The organism is Amycolatopsis orientalis DSM 40040 = KCTC 9412 (assembly GCF_000478275.1).
In the GTDB taxonomy this organism is placed as follows: Bacteria; Actinomycetota; Actinomycetes; order Mycobacteriales; family Pseudonocardiaceae; genus Amycolatopsis; species Amycolatopsis orientalis.
Genome location: NZ_ASJB01000044.1, coordinates 1 through 17,175, shown reverse-complemented (window position 1 = coordinate 17,175; position 17,175 = coordinate 1). Strand labels below are relative to the sequence as shown.

Annotated in this window: 14 protein-coding genes and 1 pseudogene; 8 read left to right on the top strand and 7 right to left on the bottom strand. The window is 66.4% G+C overall.

The features are described 5' to 3' along the window. The first annotated feature begins 311 nt into the window (after positions 1–311). The 3 genes from L324_RS40925 to L324_RS13305 all read left to right on the top strand — a co-directional run bounded on the left by L324_RS40925 (position 312) and on the right by L324_RS13305 (position 4,440). On the top strand, positions 312–3,527 hold the full coding sequence (locus L324_RS40925) for an RICIN domain-containing protein (RefSeq protein WP_152546826.1): 3,216 nt from the start codon (positions 312–314) through the stop codon (positions 3,525–3,527). A 130-nt stretch (positions 3,528–3,657) separates the two neighbouring features. Beyond that, positions 3,658–4,230: a hypothetical protein gene (locus L324_RS13310; protein ID WP_037306909.1), complete on the top strand. Its 573-nt coding sequence runs from the start codon at positions 3,658–3,660 to the stop codon at positions 4,228–4,230. Between the two features lie 27 nt (positions 4,231–4,257). Next, positions 4,258–4,440: a hypothetical protein gene (locus L324_RS13305; protein WP_037306907.1), complete on the top strand. Its 183-nt coding sequence runs from the start codon at positions 4,258–4,260 to the stop codon at positions 4,438–4,440. A 648-nt stretch (positions 4,441–5,088) separates the two neighbouring features. On the opposite strand, the gene L324_RS13300 is transcribed toward L324_RS13305, so the two are convergent. The 5 genes from L324_RS13300 to L324_RS13280 are packed head-to-tail and all read right to left on the bottom strand — an operon-like array spanning position 5,089 to position 9,449. Next, a complete protein-coding gene (locus L324_RS13300) occupies positions 5,089–5,841 on the bottom strand; it encodes an aldo/keto reductase (protein ID WP_235783514.1) in 753 nt (250 codons plus the stop codon). Positions 5,842–5,885: 44 nt separating this feature from the next. After that, positions 5,886–6,548: a 3'-5' exonuclease gene (locus L324_RS41150; protein WP_037306903.1), complete on the bottom strand. Its 663-nt coding sequence runs from the start codon at positions 6,546–6,548 to the stop codon at positions 5,886–5,888. A 28-nt stretch (positions 6,549–6,576) separates the two neighbouring features. After that, on the bottom strand, positions 6,577–7,839 hold the full coding sequence (locus L324_RS13290; RefSeq protein WP_037306902.1) for a radical SAM family protein: 1,263 nt from the start codon (positions 7,837–7,839) through the stop codon (positions 6,577–6,579). 21 nt (positions 7,840–7,860) lie between these two features. Beyond that, positions 7,861–8,397 (bottom strand): nucleoside-diphosphate kinase, encoded by a 537-nt coding sequence (locus tag L324_RS13285; protein WP_161780851.1) that lies wholly within the window; start codon positions 8,395–8,397, stop codon positions 7,861–7,863. Next, complete coding sequence (locus tag L324_RS13280; protein ID WP_051173880.1) at positions 8,394–9,449, bottom strand: thymidylate synthase; 1,056 nt, start codon at positions 9,447–9,449, stop codon at positions 8,394–8,396. Before L324_RS13280 ends, L324_RS13285 begins: the two co-directional genes overlap by 4 nt. 185 nt (positions 9,450–9,634) lie before the next feature. Here L324_RS13280 and L324_RS13275 point away from each other — a divergent pair, with 185 nt between their 5' ends. The 5 genes from L324_RS13275 to L324_RS42300 all read left to right on the top strand — a co-directional run bounded on the left by L324_RS13275 (position 9,635) and on the right by L324_RS42300 (position 16,411). Continuing rightward, complete coding sequence (locus tag L324_RS13275) at positions 9,635–12,694, top strand: orotidine 5'-phosphate decarboxylase / HUMPS family protein (protein WP_051173879.1); 3,060 nt, start codon at positions 9,635–9,637, stop codon at positions 12,692–12,694. After that, complete coding sequence (locus L324_RS13270) at positions 12,691–13,164, top strand: GNAT family N-acetyltransferase (RefSeq protein ID WP_037306900.1); 474 nt, start codon at positions 12,691–12,693, stop codon at positions 13,162–13,164. The genes L324_RS13275 and L324_RS13270 overlap by 4 nt, the downstream gene beginning before the upstream one ends. A gap of 180 nt (positions 13,165–13,344) precedes the next feature. Continuing rightward, the gene (locus tag L324_RS43875) at positions 13,345–13,476 is read left to right on the top strand and encodes a ricin-type beta-trefoil lectin domain protein (protein WP_268871913.1); all 132 of its coding nucleotides are present in this window, start codon (positions 13,345–13,347) and stop codon (positions 13,474–13,476) included. An 836-nt stretch (positions 13,477–14,312) separates the two neighbouring features. Next, positions 14,313–14,801, top strand: coding sequence for an NUDIX hydrolase (locus L324_RS13265; protein WP_037306898.1), 489 nt, complete (start codon positions 14,313–14,315; stop codon positions 14,799–14,801). Between the two features lie 1,106 nt (positions 14,802–15,907). Then, on the top strand, positions 15,908–16,411 hold the full coding sequence (locus L324_RS42300) for a hypothetical protein (RefSeq protein ID WP_152546824.1): 504 nt from the start codon (positions 15,908–15,910) through the stop codon (positions 16,409–16,411). Between the two features lie 352 nt (positions 16,412–16,763). On the opposite strand, the pseudogene L324_RS43560 reads toward L324_RS42300, so the two are convergent. Next, a pseudogene (locus L324_RS43560) lies at positions 16,764–16,874 on the bottom strand (HNH endonuclease); the annotation flags it as partial. A gap of 22 nt (positions 16,875–16,896) precedes the next feature. Next, a partial coding sequence (locus L324_RS13260) for an Lsr2 family DNA-binding protein (RefSeq protein ID WP_037306896.1) occupies positions 16,897–17,175 on the bottom strand: 279 nt, incomplete at its 5' end.

Below are 17,175 nucleotides of genomic sequence, written 5' to 3'. Positions count from 1 at the left end.
GGCGCACTATCGGGTACCACGGCGACTCCTCGATCCCCGTCACCCTCGGCCCCGCCCAGGCCGGGACACCACCAGAAGCGTTGCCAGATAACGAAAGTGTGATCGCCAGTCCGATCACGAGCGCTCTGCAGACGGCAGTAACCTTCGTCAAGATCCCTACTCCCCCCAGTAGCCGCGTGATCACGCAGCGGGGAAACTATGGCACATCACCACAACCGCACCCCATCACAAAGTGACGGCGCTCACATGAATTCAGTGCAGTTGATCACAGCTGAGTTTCGGTTGTCCAGACCTATTGACGCCAAATCGACATGGACGCTAGTTCTCATCAGGCTCGCGTTTTTCTGGCCGCCCCGAACCGGCAGTTCTCGCTGAGCGGTAATACGCCATTTGATTCAATAATCATGCCATCAAGAGGGGGAATAGTTGTGAGACGTTCCGGTAGATCGACGGCGGTATCCCGCCTGCCGCGACAACATCAAGGACGGTCGGCCGCGGTGTTCACTGCGGCCGTCATGGCGTTCAGCATGCTCGCCGCCGCACCGGCGACCGCAGCACCTGAGGTCAGCCCGAGTACCACGGCGGCCCCAGACCCCGCCACACCCCCGGCCGCGACGCCGCCGGCCCCGGTGCCCTTGACCGTGGGCGCGCTGCCCGGCGCGCCCACGGAACCGGCACAGAGTGCGCCGAAGGCCACCCTGGCGCAGTCGACCGATGCCGAGAAAGCCCAGGCCGCGGCCATTCTCGGCATTGTCGCCGGCCCGGAGCTGCTGATCCTCACCGACCGCAACTTCACCGCCGCCATGTACTACGCGGCCGACGACCTGGACAAGCAGAAGCCCCTCGAGCCCGAGCACCGGAAGGTCAAGGACGCCGCCGTCGCCGCGCTCGGCGAGAGCGACGACGCCTGCACCACGTTCATCAAGACCGGCATGGCCGCGGCCCACGTCCAGGATCAGGCCATCGTGGCCGAGCGCCGCACCCGGCAGGAAGTGGAACGTACCGCCAAAGCCAAGGCAGCCGGCCTACTCGGCATCCCGGCCGACAACACCGTCCTGGCGAAGTCGGTCTATGAGTTCATCGTCTACCTCGACCTCAACGCCGACAACCACAAGGACACCGCGGTCAAGGAAGCAGCCCGGGCCGCGCTGCGCGGCACCGCCGAAGCACAGTGGACCTTCCTCACCGTCGGGGTCTTCGACGAGCACAGCAAGGACGTCGACCGGCTGATCCGGGAGGACGAGGCCAAGACCGAAGCGGAGAAAGCCGCCGAACTCGCGCGGGAGGCCAAGGCCAACGCCGCCTGGCACGCCCTCGGCATCCGCGGCGACACCGCCCTGGTCAACCTCAGCGATCAGGACTTCGTCATCGAGATCTGGAGCCGCGCACCGCGCGACACCGAGGTCCACGGAGCCGCCGAAGCCGCCGTCCGCAGCCGCAACCCCGCCGACTGGAAAGCCTTCATCGACCGCGGCGCCAAAGACGCCCACCTGCGCGACATCGACAACGAACTCCGCAAACGCGACGAGGAATACGTTCGCCAGATCACCGAGATCCGCACCCGCGCGGTCAAAAGTCGCGTGCACACGGCGCTGGTCACCGCCGCCGACGCGGCGCTCGCCGGAACTCCCATCGACCGGGAACGGTTCCTGCGCATCGGCCAGGACCAGAACCTCACCCAGTCACTGCGAACCCTCACCAAAACGATGGACGAGGCCTACCTCACCGACTCCAACGGCCGAGCGACCCTGACCCTGTGGCAACCGGGTAACCACCCCGAACAGGCATGGAAGATCGAACCCGGCCTGGCCGACCCCGCCTGCTTCTCACTGCAGTCGGTCTCCCGCCCCAACAACTACGTCCGCTGGGACAAAAAGAAGAACACACCAGCCAGCGTCCCCACCGAGGCATACGTGACCGTCGCCCCCACCGACGGCACCCCCGAATTCAAAGCCGAAGCCACCTGGTGCCTCCACCCCAACGTGCTCCTGTTCAGCCCGAAGGGATCCGGGCTCTACCTCCACCCCGAAGGCGCGCGCGGCGACACCTGGGAAGTCGACACCCCCGCCCCGCCCACTCCCTTCGACCTGCGCTACACCCGCGACGAGAAAATCCGGGCCAACCTCGGCAAACCGATCGCCGACCCGGTCCTGGACGCCAACAACCTCGGCTACCGCGCCTACGAGAAAGGCCGCCTCTACCTCACCCGCTACACCAACACCCAGGTCCACCCCGTCTACAACGGGCCGATCCTCGACAAGTTCCTCGCCCTCGGCGGCCCCGGCACCCTCGGCGGGATGCTCACCGACCAGACCAACACCCCCGACGGCAAAGGCCAGATCCTCCAGATCACCAACGCCCAGGGAAGCTACTACCCCCTCTACATCACCTGGAGTCCCGCCAGCGGCGCCCACGAAGTCCACGGCGTCATCGGCGACACCTGGAACAAAGCCGGCGGCGTAACCGGACGTCTCGGCTACCCCACCACCGACGAAACCGCCTTCGGCACCGCGGGCGGCCAGTACAACCGGTTCACCGGCGGATCCATCTACTGGATGCCCACCATCGGCGCCCGCACCATCACCGGCGACATCCACACCAAGTTCGCCGCCCTCGGCTACGAAACCGGCCCCCTGGGCTACCCCACCGGCGAAGAAACCAGCTTCGCCGCCGAAGGCGGCGTCTTCCAACGCTTCTCCACCGGCTCCATCTACCGCACCACCTTCCACGGAGTCCGCGCCGTCACCGGCGACATCCACAAAAAATACGCCGAACTCGGCTACGAAGCCGGATTCGTCACCTACCCCGTCGGCGACGAAACACCCACCTCCGACGGAGCCGGCAAATACATCAACTTCAGCACCGGCGTCGCCATCTACTGGCACCCCACCACCGGCGCCCACCCCGTCTACGGCAACATCCGCAGCAAATGGGACGCACTCGGCTCCGAAAAGTCCTACCTCGGCTACCCCACCACCGACGAACTCCCCCTCCCCAAAGGACGCCGCAGCAACTTCCAGAACGGACGCATCGACTGGAGCAACGACGGCGGCGGCACCATCGACTACAAAACCATCACCATGACACCCGGCTCCATCGAACTCAAGAGCGCCAACGGCGGACGGTGCATCCAGGTCGCCGGCGTCGGACAGGACGCACTACGCGACAGCGCAGGCACAGAACTCTGGGACTGCGTCGCCGGCGCCAAACAGGTCTGGAAACTCACCCACCTCGGCAACAACAAATACACCCTCAAAAACCAGAACTCCGGCAAATGCCTCGACCTGCCCACCAACTACAACAACGGAACCCGGATCGTCCAATACACCTGCCACAACGACCTCAACCAGCAATGGGAATTCACCACCGCGGCCAACGGCACACTCGCCCTCCGCAGCGTCTATTCCGCCAAGATCATCGAAGCCCTCGGTAACGGCACCGCCAACGCCACCCTCATAGGACAAGGGGCCGACCTCGGCAACGCCAACCAACGCTGGACCCCGATCCAGATCAGCACCACCCCGTAAACACCCTGGGTGCTGGCTCCATCGAGCGTGGAGCCAGCACCCAGACCAGGATGGAACCCGGAATGCGTCCCGGGTCCCGGACGCGGGTCTGCTCGCTAAGATCAGGTCATCCCTGCGGGGCGGTGAGCGCGTGTTCGAGCAGTATCTGGCCGACTACCACTACTTCGCGTTGTTCGAAGACGGACGCGGCATGTCCGATGTCGGTAACGCCCAAGGCCTTTACCGCAGCATCGGTCCTCATGACGAGCAGAAGTACCTCGGCCACGGTGTGTGGACGCAAAGCCGTGGCCTGTCGAAAACCGGCGACCCGAACTCCTACGACGACTACCGCGAGGTGAGCGCCGCAGAGCTGGAGAGGCTCAGGCAGCTGGCCGACGACCGCGGGCCCGCGAAGCACACGAGGCGGGACGGGTTCGAAGGCGGCGGCTTCGCGGTGTTCCGGCACGAGGCCGACACAGTCGACCCGCGCTCCGCGTACGCCGTCGTCGACGAGTTGCTGCCGGAACACCGTTACGCGTTGTCGCTGGCGCCCTTCGAACGGGACAGCCTTACGGGCGTCGTCGCTCTGCTGGCGGCTCGGCGGCGAGCCGAACAGGTGGGAGGCCATTACTACTTCGCGGAGTTCGAGAGGCTGGACGACCTCGCAGACCTCGACCGCGCGCACGCGCTGATCCGCCGCCCCTCAAGCGGCCACGGCGAATAGGAGACCTACCTGCAAGAGGATGCCTGGGTGCCGGACAAGGAACCGAAGGGCAGGGTTGTACTGTTCCCTGCGGTCACCGCGGAAGATCCGGCCGAGCACCTGGAGCTGAAGGCCCAGCCGGACTACGCACGGTTCCAGGACGAACGGCGCGCGGAACGGCGCAGGTGGTCGCGGGAGGGTGATCGGGAGGCATCGACCGGACCGTTGTGACGGTGCGAGGGCATCACTGCCCCGAACGCGGTCGCCGATGACCGGCTGGCCCGACCAGGCACACGATGTTACCCGACGGTAGAGGCTGTATTCGCAGCCGCCGCAGGACCTGCCACATGAAGGAGTGTGGACATCCGGCTAGCGCTCGGCGTGACAACTGCTTCTGGGCTCCCCGTTGAGACGTCGGCAGTTGCAGCCCGCTTTCGCCCCGCACTTCGGGCATGGACGTTGCCGGCGGTCCGCGCGCCTGCCGTGACCCGCAATGTGACGCTGGGAGTTCTCCGGCCGGTGTCGGGTTGACACCGGCGACGGCACGGTGGTGTCGCGCGACCGCCGGGCAGTTCCCATTCGTCGCGTTCGTTGTGTAGGAGTAGTACGCGGCCCGCGCGGACGACGACGCCTTTGATGGAGATGGGATAGTGAGGCATAGTCGGCGGATCTCCCTCTGTAGGGAACGGGCGAGGTGGCCAGCACCGTAGCAACTGCACCGGGCGACCGGACCGACGATGACCGTCTATCGGGCTTCCTGCTGAGTTGGCAGGGCAACCTTCGTCTGGCTTCCGACCACCGAGCCGCAGGCCGTCCGGACCTGGGCGGCCAGCGCCGAAGTCTACGACGGTGGGCTGCTGCTCTCCGTCAGCCGAGTTGTCATGGTTCGGCGATGTTCTCCGTGAACGACTTCACGTTCTGGCGTAGATGTGCCATCGACCTGGTGCCGGGGATCAGCAGAGTGTGTGGCCCGTCACGCAGGTGCTCGCGGAAGAGTTCCTTGACCGCCGGTTGTGGTTGTTCGGTGCCGTGCAGCCTTCGTCCGCCGTCGAACGGCCGATACGGCACATATGCGATGTCCTGGAGCCGGCAGAGTTCACGGACCTCGATGTCGGGGTTGGCAGGGTCGGTGTAGTTCTGGACGGCTGCGATCGGGGTCAAGCTCTGGGCGTGGCGCAGTTGAGCGACGGTGACTTTGGAGAGGCCGATGTGGCGGATTTTTCCGTGTTGATGGGCGTCGATGAGGGCGCCGAGTTGGTCGGCCAGCGGGATGCGTGGGTCTATGCGGTGCAGGTAGTAGAGATCGATGGTGTCGCGTCGCAAGCGTGTGAGGCTGTGCCCGATGCAAGTCGTCAAGTAGTCGGGGTGGCCGTAGTGGTCCCATTCGTCGGGGTGTGTGCGGCGGATGCCGCCTTTGGTGGCGAGGACGAGGCTGTCGTCGTAGGGGTGGAGAGCGTCGGCGATCAGTTCTTCGCAGGTGTGAGGGCCGTAGCAGTCGGCGGTGTCGATGTGAGTGACGCCCAGCTCGACCGCGGTGCGCAGCACCTCGGTGGCACCGGCAGGGTCGGCGGGTGGCCCCCATCGGTCGGGGTCGCCGGTGAACTGGATAGTGCCGAGCCCGAGCCGGGACACCGGGAGGTCACCGCCGAGGAGGAACGTTCCGGGAGCAGGATTCATCACAAGTCCCACAGGGCTGGTTGGTCGTCCGGGGATGCGGGGCTTGTGAGGGGGGTGCCGTCGAGGGTGAGGCCGGCGGTGGTGAGCAGGGCGCCGAGGGTGGAATCGGGGGTGTCGTTCATGAACTCGCGCAGCAGCAGTGCGGTGCCGACGGTGTCCCACAGGGCACGGTGTGGCTGGCTGCCGGGCGCGGTGCGGGTGGTTTCGTCGGTCAAATTACGGCGTTCCAGCCACGCTTGGAGACCGTGTCCTTTGCTGAGCTCGGGGTGGCGGTGCCTGGCCAGGCGCAACGTGTCGAGCAGGGCTGCGGGTGCGGCGTCGGGGAGGGTGGCGTGCAGCAGGCGCCAGTCGACGCGGACGTTGTGGCCGACGAGGGTCGCGCCGGCGACCTGCGCGGTGATAGCCGACGCTACTTCGTCGAGTGTGGGCGCGGTCTCGAGGACAGCGTTGGTGAGTCCGGGTGAGGTCCACGGGCCGCGTGTGATCTTGCGGCCAGGGTTGATCAGTGTGGTGAAGGCGTGCGCGGTGTCGGGTTCGCCGTCGCGGATCGGGATGAGCGCGATCTCGAGTATCGCTTCGCCGGCGGGGTCTTGGGGGCCGCTGCCCTCGATGTCGATGGCGACCAGGGTGGCCTGGGTCCAGGGTGCGGTGTGCTCGGGCACAGGAGCTCCGTTCGGCGGGTGCGGATGGCTACTCGTCATCGAAGCGGGTCTCGTGCCGAAGGTGGTCGCGAATCGCCGTGATGTGGTTCTGTTCGGCCTCATCGGGGGTGAATCCGATCATCGAGCGGCCGTGGTTTCCCTGGAAGTGCGGCAGGGTGGTGTCCCAGATCTGGTAGCCGGTCTGGTGCTGGATCGGATACCGCTGCTGTTCGCTGAGCCCGTGGGTCCACAGGTGACCGTCGTCGAAGGCGACGGGTGAGGAGTACCCGAGTTTGCCGAAGATGGTGTCGAGTTCGGCGGTACTGGGCGCCCGGTGGGCGTCGCGGCACAAGTTCTGCTGCGCGAGCGGGCAAATGTCGCAGAGTTCGTTGACACCCCAGTGCCCGTTGTAGTCGGCGACGCCGTGGACCGCGGACACTCCGCAGGAGGTTTTGCGGTAGAGCGGGGTGGTGATGCCGGATTCCTTCCAGGCTGTGACGACTTGGGTGTCGATGTCGGCGGGCATGGCTTTGCGGCGGGCGACATCGCCGATGCCGTAGGGCAACGGCACACCGAGTGAGGCGATGAATTCGGCGTTCTCGGGTTTGTGGTAGTAGCCGGTGAACACGATGGCGTCCGCGTCCCGGCCGACGTCCAGGACGCGGGACATGGTGTCGGGTTGGTCGTTCCAGCCGGGAACGATCGGGCGCCAGTAGAGGATGACCTTGGTCCGGCGACCGGGTGTCCGGGCGGCGGTGCGCAGCGACGTGACGGTGATCGAGCTTTTCGCGATCGGTTCGATGCGGGCATCCTCGATGCCGGAATAGGTGAACAACAGGGTGACTCGCAAGTTGGTGAGCGATTCCAGCTCGGCCATATCGGCGTCGGTCACCCGGAAGCGGGTGATCAGCAGGACCAGGTTGGTCAGGCCGCGCTGGTCGAGATCCCGCAGAGCGGCGAACAGTTCGGGTTTCACCGCGGGCAGGAACGGGTCGGTCGCCTTGTTGAAGATCTGGATCGGTGTGATGTGGGGTTCGAAGCCCGCGTGGTCGACGAGGGCCTGCACCGCGTTGGCGGTGGTTTCGATCAGTTGTGGGATCTTCTGCTCGAAGTTGCCCCAGAAGTGCCGGACGCAGTAGGCGCAGTCCAGTGGGCAGCCGATGACGTGGTTGAGCGACAGGCCGCTTTTGCGGTAGCCGACGTACTGGGCCATGTACGGGTCGAGTTGGGCGATCTGCTCGGGCGCCATCATCCGCAGAGCGCGAGTGCCGCGGGCGATAGCGGTGTCGAGCGCGACTGGTGTCCGGGTCATCGGTTCGGTCCCTCCGAGGTCTTAGCTGTCGTGGGTCTGCAGTAGGTCGCGGGCACGGTGGCCGCCGAACCAGATGTGGAAGTCGCGCCAGGCGGCGTTGGCGTCGTCGGAGCTGTGAATGAGGTTGTCGACGAGGCGATGGTCACGGCGCGCGGCGGTGAGGTTGTCGGTGCCGAGGTCGGCGCGGATGGAGCCGGGTACGGCGGTGCTGGGGTCGAAACCGCCGAGCAGGGCCCGGATCCGTGCCGGGACGTTGTCGCCGTGGTCGTCGTGGGCGAGCGCGACGACCACCTCGTGTCCGACGTAGCGGGCCCGTAGGCAGGCGGCGACGTCGACATCGAGTCTGTGGCGGTGCACGAACAGATCCCAGTAGTGGGTGAAGATCTGCCAGTCGGTCACGGTGACACGCTCGGCCGCGACAATGCGCGCCGCGGCGCCGACCCGGGCCAGTACCGGCCGGACCAGCCCGCGTTCCACGCAGTCGGGTTTGAGCAGTACGACGCTCCAGCGCGACCAGTCCACCGCCCGATCGCTCTCCGGCTCCGGCCTGCTTGTCACGACGCGTGCCCGGTCTGATCGGCGGACGCAGCCAGGGCGGGCCATTTGTGGCGCAGGAGCCACAGGTGGGCGGCGTCGAGAAAGGCGAGCACGCTGTCGTCGATGGGCTCGTCGGGGTGGTGGACGAGGCGGCGGTGCACGTCCAGTAACGCGACGAGCCGCTGCCAGTAGATCGGCAGTCCTGTTCCGGCCAGGGAGTCACGGGTGTGGCGTGTGCGGTTGGCCCGTAGCTGCGCCTCCTGGGTGCAGACCTCGGCGATCATGTCCCGGGTGGTTTCCGGCGGCATGACCGGCACAGGGAAGGTGGGCGGTTGCTGGTGTTGCGCCTCGGCGACGATGGCTCGCGCCTTCGGCAGGTGCTGGTCGCCGATGTGCATCGAGCCGGTGTGGTGGGTGTAGGTCCCCAGCTCGAGGCCGAGCAGCCTGGCCGCGAGTTCGTGGATGACGGTGAAGGAGAACACGTCGGAGACCAGGCCCTGGAAGGCGTCGTTGGCGCGCATGTAGCACACCGCGTGCAGCTGATCGCCGCGCTTGAGTAGCTGGAAGGCGATCGTGCAGGACACGTCGGGGTGATCGGCGTCCCCGACCTCGTGCGCGCCGAAGATCGGGAGGACGGCCCGTTTGGTGTCCGGGTCCGTACGGATCAGGTCCAGCGTCGCGTCGAACGGCGAGCGCCCGCCGGGACCGGGCGCGCGGAAGAGCCGCGTGCCGTACGCGGCACCGTCGATCGTGACCCCGTCGGCCGAGTAGGACGCCATCCGCGGCGCGTAGTAGCGCATCATCGCCAGGTCGTCGCGGCCGCCAAGGAACCACAGCACTTCGGCGAGGTTGAACACCACGTTGGCTTTCCTGGCGGCGTACAACGGCAGCCGCGCCGCCGGATTCTCCAACTGGAAAGACACGTTCAACTGTTCCGGGCCGGCGTTCCCGCGGGTACTGATCCGGCTGCGTGCATCGACGAGCTCTGCGAGCACGGCGGCATACGCGTCGTGGAAGCCCAGGAAGGACGCCGGTGACAACGATCGGGTCACCGGTGGTGAGGTCGTGGACATCGGGCTCCTGAGGTCGGCCAGTCGGCAGCGTGGCGAGCTCCACGCTCCCCGAGTAGGTCGCGGCCAAGGAAGGCAGCGTTGCGCGGGTTGTGATCGGGCATGATCAGCACCAGGGCGTGCGCGAGCCGATACTCTCGGCATTCACGACGGGATGTGATCAGCTGGAGGGCATGGAGGATGCCGCAGTGAGCCGCCGCCTGACCTGGACACCGCGGGAGGTGAAGCTGCTCCGCGAGATCCAGCATCTGAGCCAGCGGGCCTTCGCCCAGCGCTTGGGCTACGCCCAGAGCACCGTGGTGGGCTGGGAAAAGCCGAGCCGGACCGCGCCTCTGCAGCACGAAACAGTCGAAGTCCTCACCGTGGAACTCGGGCGACTGCCTGCACGCACGCGGGACGTGTTCGACCGCGAGTGTGGTCTCACCGCAGGCAGCCTGGGAGGTGGTTCCGCGGCACGCACGGCCGCGCTGCTCACCGCCGGTGATGACGCCCCGGACACTGATCCGCCTTACTGTCCTGATCATCGGGTCGTCGGCGCGTTCAGCGCGTTTCTGTCCTCCTCGGCCCGGGTCTTCCTGATGACCGGGCCCGCCGGGGTGGGCAAGTCCAGTCTGAGCCGGTTCCTGGCACAGCAGGTCACCGACGCGGCCGATGTCCAGCTGCTCGCGGTCACCAGCTGGGAGATCGCCGCGGTCGACCTCGCAGTGGAGATCCTGCGGTACGCGTCGATCCCCCGCGGCGACGACGCACTGCTCACCCTGGAAGCCCACAGCTCACGGCTCACCAAACCTTGCCTGGTGATCATCGACAGCATCGCCAGTCAGGACGTGTTCGCCGCCATCGGCCGCCACGTCGACACCATCCTCCGCCAGGTGACAGCACCTGCTCTCCGGTTCCTCCTCGTCGTCCGCACTCCCCCTGCTGTCGAAACCACCGCCCACCCGCTGCTGCACGCGTCCCTCTTCCGGGCACCCGATCGCTCCGGCGGCGAGCCGGAGCACACTGTGTCGGCCTGGTCGGGCAACGACACCCGCCGTCTCTGGCAGAAGAATTCGACGATCCCGTTCGACCAGCTCCCGCCAGGAGTCCGCCACCTGGTGCGCACACCCCTGTACATGAAGCTCGCTCTTGAGGCGGCCCCGTCGACACCGGCCGACGATCTCGGCACCTACGCCTTGCTCGACCACTGCGTGCGCCGTGTCCTCGGCACTGCCGACGAAGCTCGCCACGTCGACCTGCTCACCGACCTCGCGTATCACCAGGCACACGCGAGCCTCCCACCAGTCCTGCAGCAGGATGCCGACACCCCGGCATGCCCTGTCCTGCCCCCGCAGCTACCCGCCGCCCTCGTGCGGAGCGGCCGGCACCGTCAGATCACGTTCACTCACGAAGTGCTGCGCGAGTTCTTCCTCAGCACCCGGATCGCCGACCTGATTCACCAACACGGGCACTCCGTCACCACCGTCCGTGCACTCAACGAACTCGCCAGGCGCGCAACCAGATCCGGCTCCGCGCGCAGCGTGTTCGACCTTGTCCTGCAACGACTTGACGCCCTCTCCCCCACACTGCTGCAGTTCACCGCCACCTCGCCGACCATCTCGCCGACCACCACGTTGCCACTGATGCTCACCATCGGCCGCGACACGCGGTTTCTCACCCCGGAAGTGCTGCGCGCCTGCGCGGAGCGCGCCGAGACCAGCGACGACCCGGCGCTAAGCCGGGCGCTGCTGCTCATCGCCCGCCTGCGTAACGCCCTCGGGCCGCGCCGCTACCACTGGCTACTCGCCCTGCTCCGACGCTTCGGCCACACGCTATGGAGCGAGATCGCCCGCTTCGTCGAGGAAACCTTCGACAGCACCGACGCCTACACCGTGCTCGACCTTGCCAACCTCACCGACGCCGCCGAAGCGACGTTCTTCGCCCGACACTTCTACCTGTTCTTCAGCAACGGCACCGACGCCACGCTGGAGACCTTCCTCGGACACCCCAGCTGGCGAGTCCGGGCAGCCTTGGCCGAAGCCCTCCGCGACCACGCCGCTCCCCCGGACGACACCGCCCTGACCGTCATGACCCGACTCGTCCGGGACACCGACTACAAAGTCCGGGCCGCTGCGGCCACCAGTGTCGTACGCGCACCGGAACCCGACGCGACGACGTACCTGGCGGCATTGCTCAACGACGACAACTGGCATGTCCGCGACCGAGCCCTGCACAGCCTCAATGAGCACGGACACCTACCTGATCACCGCTACCTCGCCACCACCGCGCTCAGAATCCTCGACACTGAACCAACCTGGTCCCGGCCGCCGGCACACATCCGTCCCTCCGCCGACCGGCTCCGCCTCCTCTACGACCACACCACCGACAGCGGCGACATAGCATCCGCCTCACGAGGCGACCACCGGGCGCTGCTGACCGTCCTGCGCGAGATCCGCACAGGCCACCTCGCCCCCGCCCCGGCAGATCGCGAGAGGCTCCTCGATTACGGGCTCCGCAGCGAACGTTGGCTGGTCCGCCGCGAAGCCGACCACCTCGCCGCGGAAAGCACCACCGCCGGAACCGACCCACACCGGGTTCACGAGCGATACCGGCGGACCCGCAGCAGGCGATCCGTCCAGATCGCGCTCGACATGCACGACGTCACCGACGCGATCCGAGTCGCCCAGGCCGCAGCCGACGCCGGCGCCGACTTCATCGAGATCGGCGACCCGCTCATCAAAGCCGTCGGCCTCGACGCGATCGAGCAGGTCAAGACCGCCGTCGGCGACACACTCGTTGTCGCCGAGATGATGTCCGCCGACTGGGGGCGAGATCAAGTCGTTCTCGCCGCTCAAGCCGGAGCCGACATCGTCCAGCTCATCGGACCCGCCACCACCGCCAGCGTCCACGCCGCCGTCGAGGCAGGCCGTCGCCTCGCCGTCCCTGTTCTCCTCGACGCCCCCACCTACTCCAGCCACCACTGGGTCACCGCCATGGAACACGCCGGCATCGACGGCCTCACCGTCACCACCAACATCGACGTCGGAATCGGCAGCAGCACACCCCTCGACGCGGCCCGTGAACTCCGAGCCTGGACCCGGCTGCCCGTCGCCGTCAGCGGCGGCTTCAGCACCGCTGACTCCACAGTGTTCACCAGCCCGGACTGGGACATCCTCATCGTCGGCCGCAGCGTCATCGACGCCCTCGACCCCGCCACCGCGGCCACACATCTCGTCGACCTCGTCCGCCGTACCGAAAGGCACCGATGAACATCGCTCCCCTGCACCAGAACGACATCCCCGACGTCATCGCCCTCATGCAACTAGGAGCCCCCTACATCAGCCCCCGAACCCCCTCCGACTACTGGCTCTACGCCACCCTCTTCTCCAGCACCTGCCCCCTCGCCCGGGTCGGACACCAGCTCGCCGGCGCGATCATGGCCTTCCGCAGCCAAGACACCCCCGACGACCTCTACCTGCAAGACGTCATCACCCACCCCGAACACCGGCGCACCGGCATCACCACCGCACTCCTCAACCACATCCGAGACCGCGGCCGCACCCTCGGCGCACGCCGCCTCTACCTCACCTCCGAACCCGACAACAGCACCGCCCACACCACCTGGACCCGCCTCGGCTTCACCAACATCACCGGCGACACCACCATCAACGGCATCTCCGTCATCTCCCACTACAAAGGCCCCGGCAAACACCGCGCCGTGTACGAACAACGCCTCTGAGCCGCCGCAGGTGCCAACGGCCGACCAATTCAGAGAATCCTCGCCGCCTATGTTCAGGCCATCGCCACCCTGACGCCGCAGAAATCGATGACAGCACCCCCGCGAAAAGTCCCGCCGCGCCGGAGACCGGAGACGGCGGAATCCGGGCCAGCCAGCGCGAGTCCGTCCTGACCTTGCCCAATGTCAGGGCCACCCCAGTTCTACACGGACCGCTGTCTCGCGGTGTCTGGGGCTAACAACGTCAACGGCGCGCGTGCGTTCCAGTACGACTGCCTCGATCAAGCCGAAGACCAGCTCTGGTTCTACAACTAGGGGTGAACACGGCATTCACGGTGTCGCGAGTGATCGGCTCCTGCATGGTGACCGAGTCCTCGGCTCCAGCAGGCAAACCCAAGGCGGCGCAGCCTTGCCGATGGCTCAGTAACGTTACTGAGCCATGCGGTAGTCTCTGGTCGGTGTCACCCCTAGGGTTGACACCACGTCGCCCGAGGCGGCGCGACCTGTCGGGGTCGAGCGGCCACTGAGTGGCCGCTCGACCCCGCGCCTACGACCTCACGCCTTAGCGAGAACGAGGGTCAAGGCCACCAGCTGGTTTGCCAGCTGGAGCAGGATGAAGAACCGGTTCCAGCCCGGACCGTTCCAGCGGCCCTGGCTGGGGTTTCCCGCAGGCGGATTACCGCCTGCGGGAACCGTGCTCTTCCTTACTTTCGAGGTGTACAAGGCTTCTCCCGTCGTGATGACTGGCCCCGCGCTCACACGCGGGGTTCACCGGTGTCTCCGGCTACCCCGGCCGGAGACACCGTGGAGAAGTCTGGAACCTCGTGTGCCGAGAACGGTGAACCCGTTCACAACGCGGCCAAGGCTAGCCGATCTGGCGCGAACCCCCGTTGGGGGATTCGGTTGCGTGGCCGGAAGTGGCTCCCGCACGGCAGTTTGTTCCTCCCGAACCCTGTGCGAGCCAGACCGCCAGGCACGGAACTACCTCTGGCGAGACGACCCGCTCCAGCTGAGTGGATTCCCGCAAGGTGGTGTCGCGTTCTTCGCCGCCATGGGCGCGTTAGTCTTCTCGTAGTTTAGGCAGCGGGACCTTCCTACCTCGAATCTCCTGCATCGTTACGAGATCGCCCATCCACCGAGGGGAGCGGCGCATGTCCACATCAGCCGAGCCTCGCGTCGGGGCGCGAGTTCTGCTGCTCGACTCCCGGCAGCGTGTTCTCCTCATCCACGCCTGCGACCCCGACCATCCCGCCCATCACTGGTGGGAACTTCCCGGCGGCGGCGTGGAGATCGGCGAAACACTCCCGGATACCGCCCGCCGCGAGATCGCTGAAGAGTCCGGCATCATCCTCACCACTGTGGGCCGGGAACTGTGGACTCGCGAAAGCCGCTTCACCTACCGCGGACAGAATCATCATCGCCTCGACCATGCCTTCCTCGCCACGGTCGACGACGCCCGGCCGACCGTGGCGATCACGCCGACAGAGAACGAACGCGCGGGTGTACTCGCGCGCCGGTGGTGGACCGCCGCTGAACTCGAAGCCACGGGCGACAAGCTGCTTCCGGCCAGCCTGCCCTCGCTCGTGGCGCTTCTGCTCTCCGGCCGGTTCCCCGCCGGGCCGGTCCTGGTGACCGACTGACATCCGCTCGATGTCACCGCGGCCGTGTGCGGCGACGTCGGACACAGGAGACGCATACTTCGAGACCCGAGGTGCTGTCGCTGTCCTTTGTAGATAGGCGCGGCTGGGCAGTCACGTGAAGCGGATCGCGACGAGAGTTTGTCATCATGCCGTTTCGCGCGTGGAAGGACACGAGCGTCGGGATCGTTGCTGTGTTCCCAGCTCTGGCAGCGGGTCAGGATTTGGTGCAGACCGGCGTCGGTCAGGGTGCTCATGACGGGCCAGTCAGTGATTCCGAGGTGCCGCATGGGTGTGTAGGCGCCGCCGGTTGCCACTATCGCCCACGGGATCTGGTCGAGGGGGATGGTGTCGCGGATGGCGCGGTAGGCCGCGGTCGGGTCGGTTTCCGCGATCCAGTAGCCGCCGGGCCGGTTGCGGGGCGCCGCTTGCTTCCGTTGGAGTGTGACCAGCAGTCCGCGGTGGGTGTCGTCGAATCCCGTGCCGGTCGCGAGGCGCTGCTTGTACAGGTGGCGTTCGGGGATATCGAGGTGGCCGAGCCGCGAGACGGGAGAAGCCCTAGCGGCGGGCGATGGTGGCGCTGGTGAGGTGGCCGAGGCGGCGGTCGGTCAGGTCGCGGCGGGCCCGGTCCAGGTGGCCCGTTGCCGCCGGGGTCACCGCGCGCCCCCCATGCCCTGACCGGACGGACCCGGGGGCCGACCGGAGCCAGGTTCAAGGAACTTGCGCGGGACGCAGCCAGCTGCCATGCTGTGACAGCAGCCGCCAATATGTCACACAGGGGGTGTCGGGCAAGAAGGCCAGCGCCGCGCCAAGGACGGCGCGTGGACGATGGAACACATTGGACGGTGCTCACCGCATCAACGGGGTTGGTCTACGCAGATTTGTCCCCAAAGTCCTCGATATGCGACAACGACGCGGACGTTGTCGAGCCCAACCAACAACGGGCCAAGGCACACCGAGAACGAGACATTCAGGGAAGTGCCGGAAGCTCGTCGCGACGCCCCCACGGCGTCAATTCACCTGCCATAAGACAACTGCCACAATGTTCTCCGGCACGCACACGGCAGCAACCTTCAGCGCCACTGAGATTGACAATAGAGGAGTCGATGATGACCCGGATTCGCCGGACACGAATTGCCGACATTTTCTTCGGCCGGGCAACGAAACTTTCCGTTGCTGTGACAATAGGATTTGCGGCAGCGACTCTTTTCGCGCCGGCCTCCGCCTCGGCAGCAGGACTTCCCTGGGCCGTCACAGCCGACAGTGGAGGCACGCCGATCGCCAAAGCATATGGCGACTTCGCCGACAACGGTGGCGTATTCGCCACCGTCGGCATCAACTATGTTGACATGTCGAACAATGGCAGCCCCGTCTATGTTGAGGTGAGCTTCTTTTTCTGGGAAGACTCCAGCACCGGCGTCCGCTGGGTGCCGGACTATCCCGCTTCGAAGCAGACCGCGCGCACTCAACGCATGAAGTACGTCTCGACGGAATTATCGACGCGTCTCCACAGTACCTCTAGTCAGGCGCGCGCCGAAATCAAGGTATGTGAAGACAGGAATCTCGCGTATGACAGGTGTTCTCCTCCTGCGATCAAGACCTTCACCTACTGATCCGATCGTTAGCCTGCCCGCACGAAGCCGGCCGACGTCATATTGAAAGCTCAACGCCTACAGCGCCCCAGCGAATGACGCAGTGCAGTGAGCTGGAGTAGTGCGGCTTCGGAGTGTCATCGATCAGAAAGGGGCAGCCAGCATTCGTTGGCGGCCCCTTCCTTAGAGCGGAAACTGATGCGGTCATCGCGGACGAGGCGGCTCCGCTGGACTTCCGCGATGAGTCGGACGCTGGCATCGGCGGAATTCCCCGCGGGGACCCATCAAGATCGAGGACAACGGTGAGGCATCGCGCCCGAGCTGTGCAGCTGCGGCCTTGCGGTCTACGTTCGCGCGGTAGACGACGTCCGTGTCATCGGCAATGGTCGAGCATGCTCGACAACGCGGTCCGTTCCGGCACGGTGATCGACAGACCGTATCCGGCTTTGACCACGATCCAGTCGGTCGCGTAACCGCACCAGAACCCGAAGCCACTGAGGGAATTGTCAGCTGTCGGTCTTCTTCCGCGGCGCGCGTTTGCGGACGGGTTTCGCCGGTGTCTCCTCGACCGGTTCCGGTTCCACGTCATCGACCGCGCCGGCGCTGTCGAACGCCTCGTAGATCTCGTTCGGGATCCGCCCCCGATCGGCGATCGCGTAACCGTTCGCCGACGCCCACGCCCGCACCTGCTGGTTCCGCTCACGATCCGTGGACGTCGCGGCACGGGACTGCCCAGCCGTGGACTGACCGGCCGCGACCCTCAGCTTGCGCCCACCCGTGCGGGT

Coding starts and splice junctions, on each gene's coding strand:
- L324_RS40925 (WP_152546826.1), top strand. CDS start 312: ATGGACGCTAGTTCTCATCAGGCTCGCGTTTTTCTGGCCGCCCCGAAC.
- L324_RS13290 (WP_037306902.1), bottom strand. CDS start 7,839: ATGACCCGGACACCAGTCGCGCTCGACACCGCTATCGCCCGCGGCACT.
- L324_RS42300 (WP_152546824.1), top strand. CDS start 15,908: ATGACCCGGATTCGCCGGACACGAATTGCCGACATTTTCTTCGGCCGG.
- L324_RS13280 (WP_051173880.1), bottom strand. CDS start 9,449: ATGTCCACGACCTCACCACCGGTGACCCGATCGTTGTCACCGGCGTCC.
- L324_RS13270 (WP_037306900.1), top strand. CDS start 12,691: ATGAACATCGCTCCCCTGCACCAGAACGACATCCCCGACGTCATCGCC.
- L324_RS13265 (WP_037306898.1), top strand. CDS start 14,313: ATGTCCACATCAGCCGAGCCTCGCGTCGGGGCGCGAGTTCTGCTGCTC.
- L324_RS43875 (WP_268871913.1), top strand. CDS start 13,345: ATGTCAGGGCCACCCCAGTTCTACACGGACCGCTGTCTCGCGGTGTCT.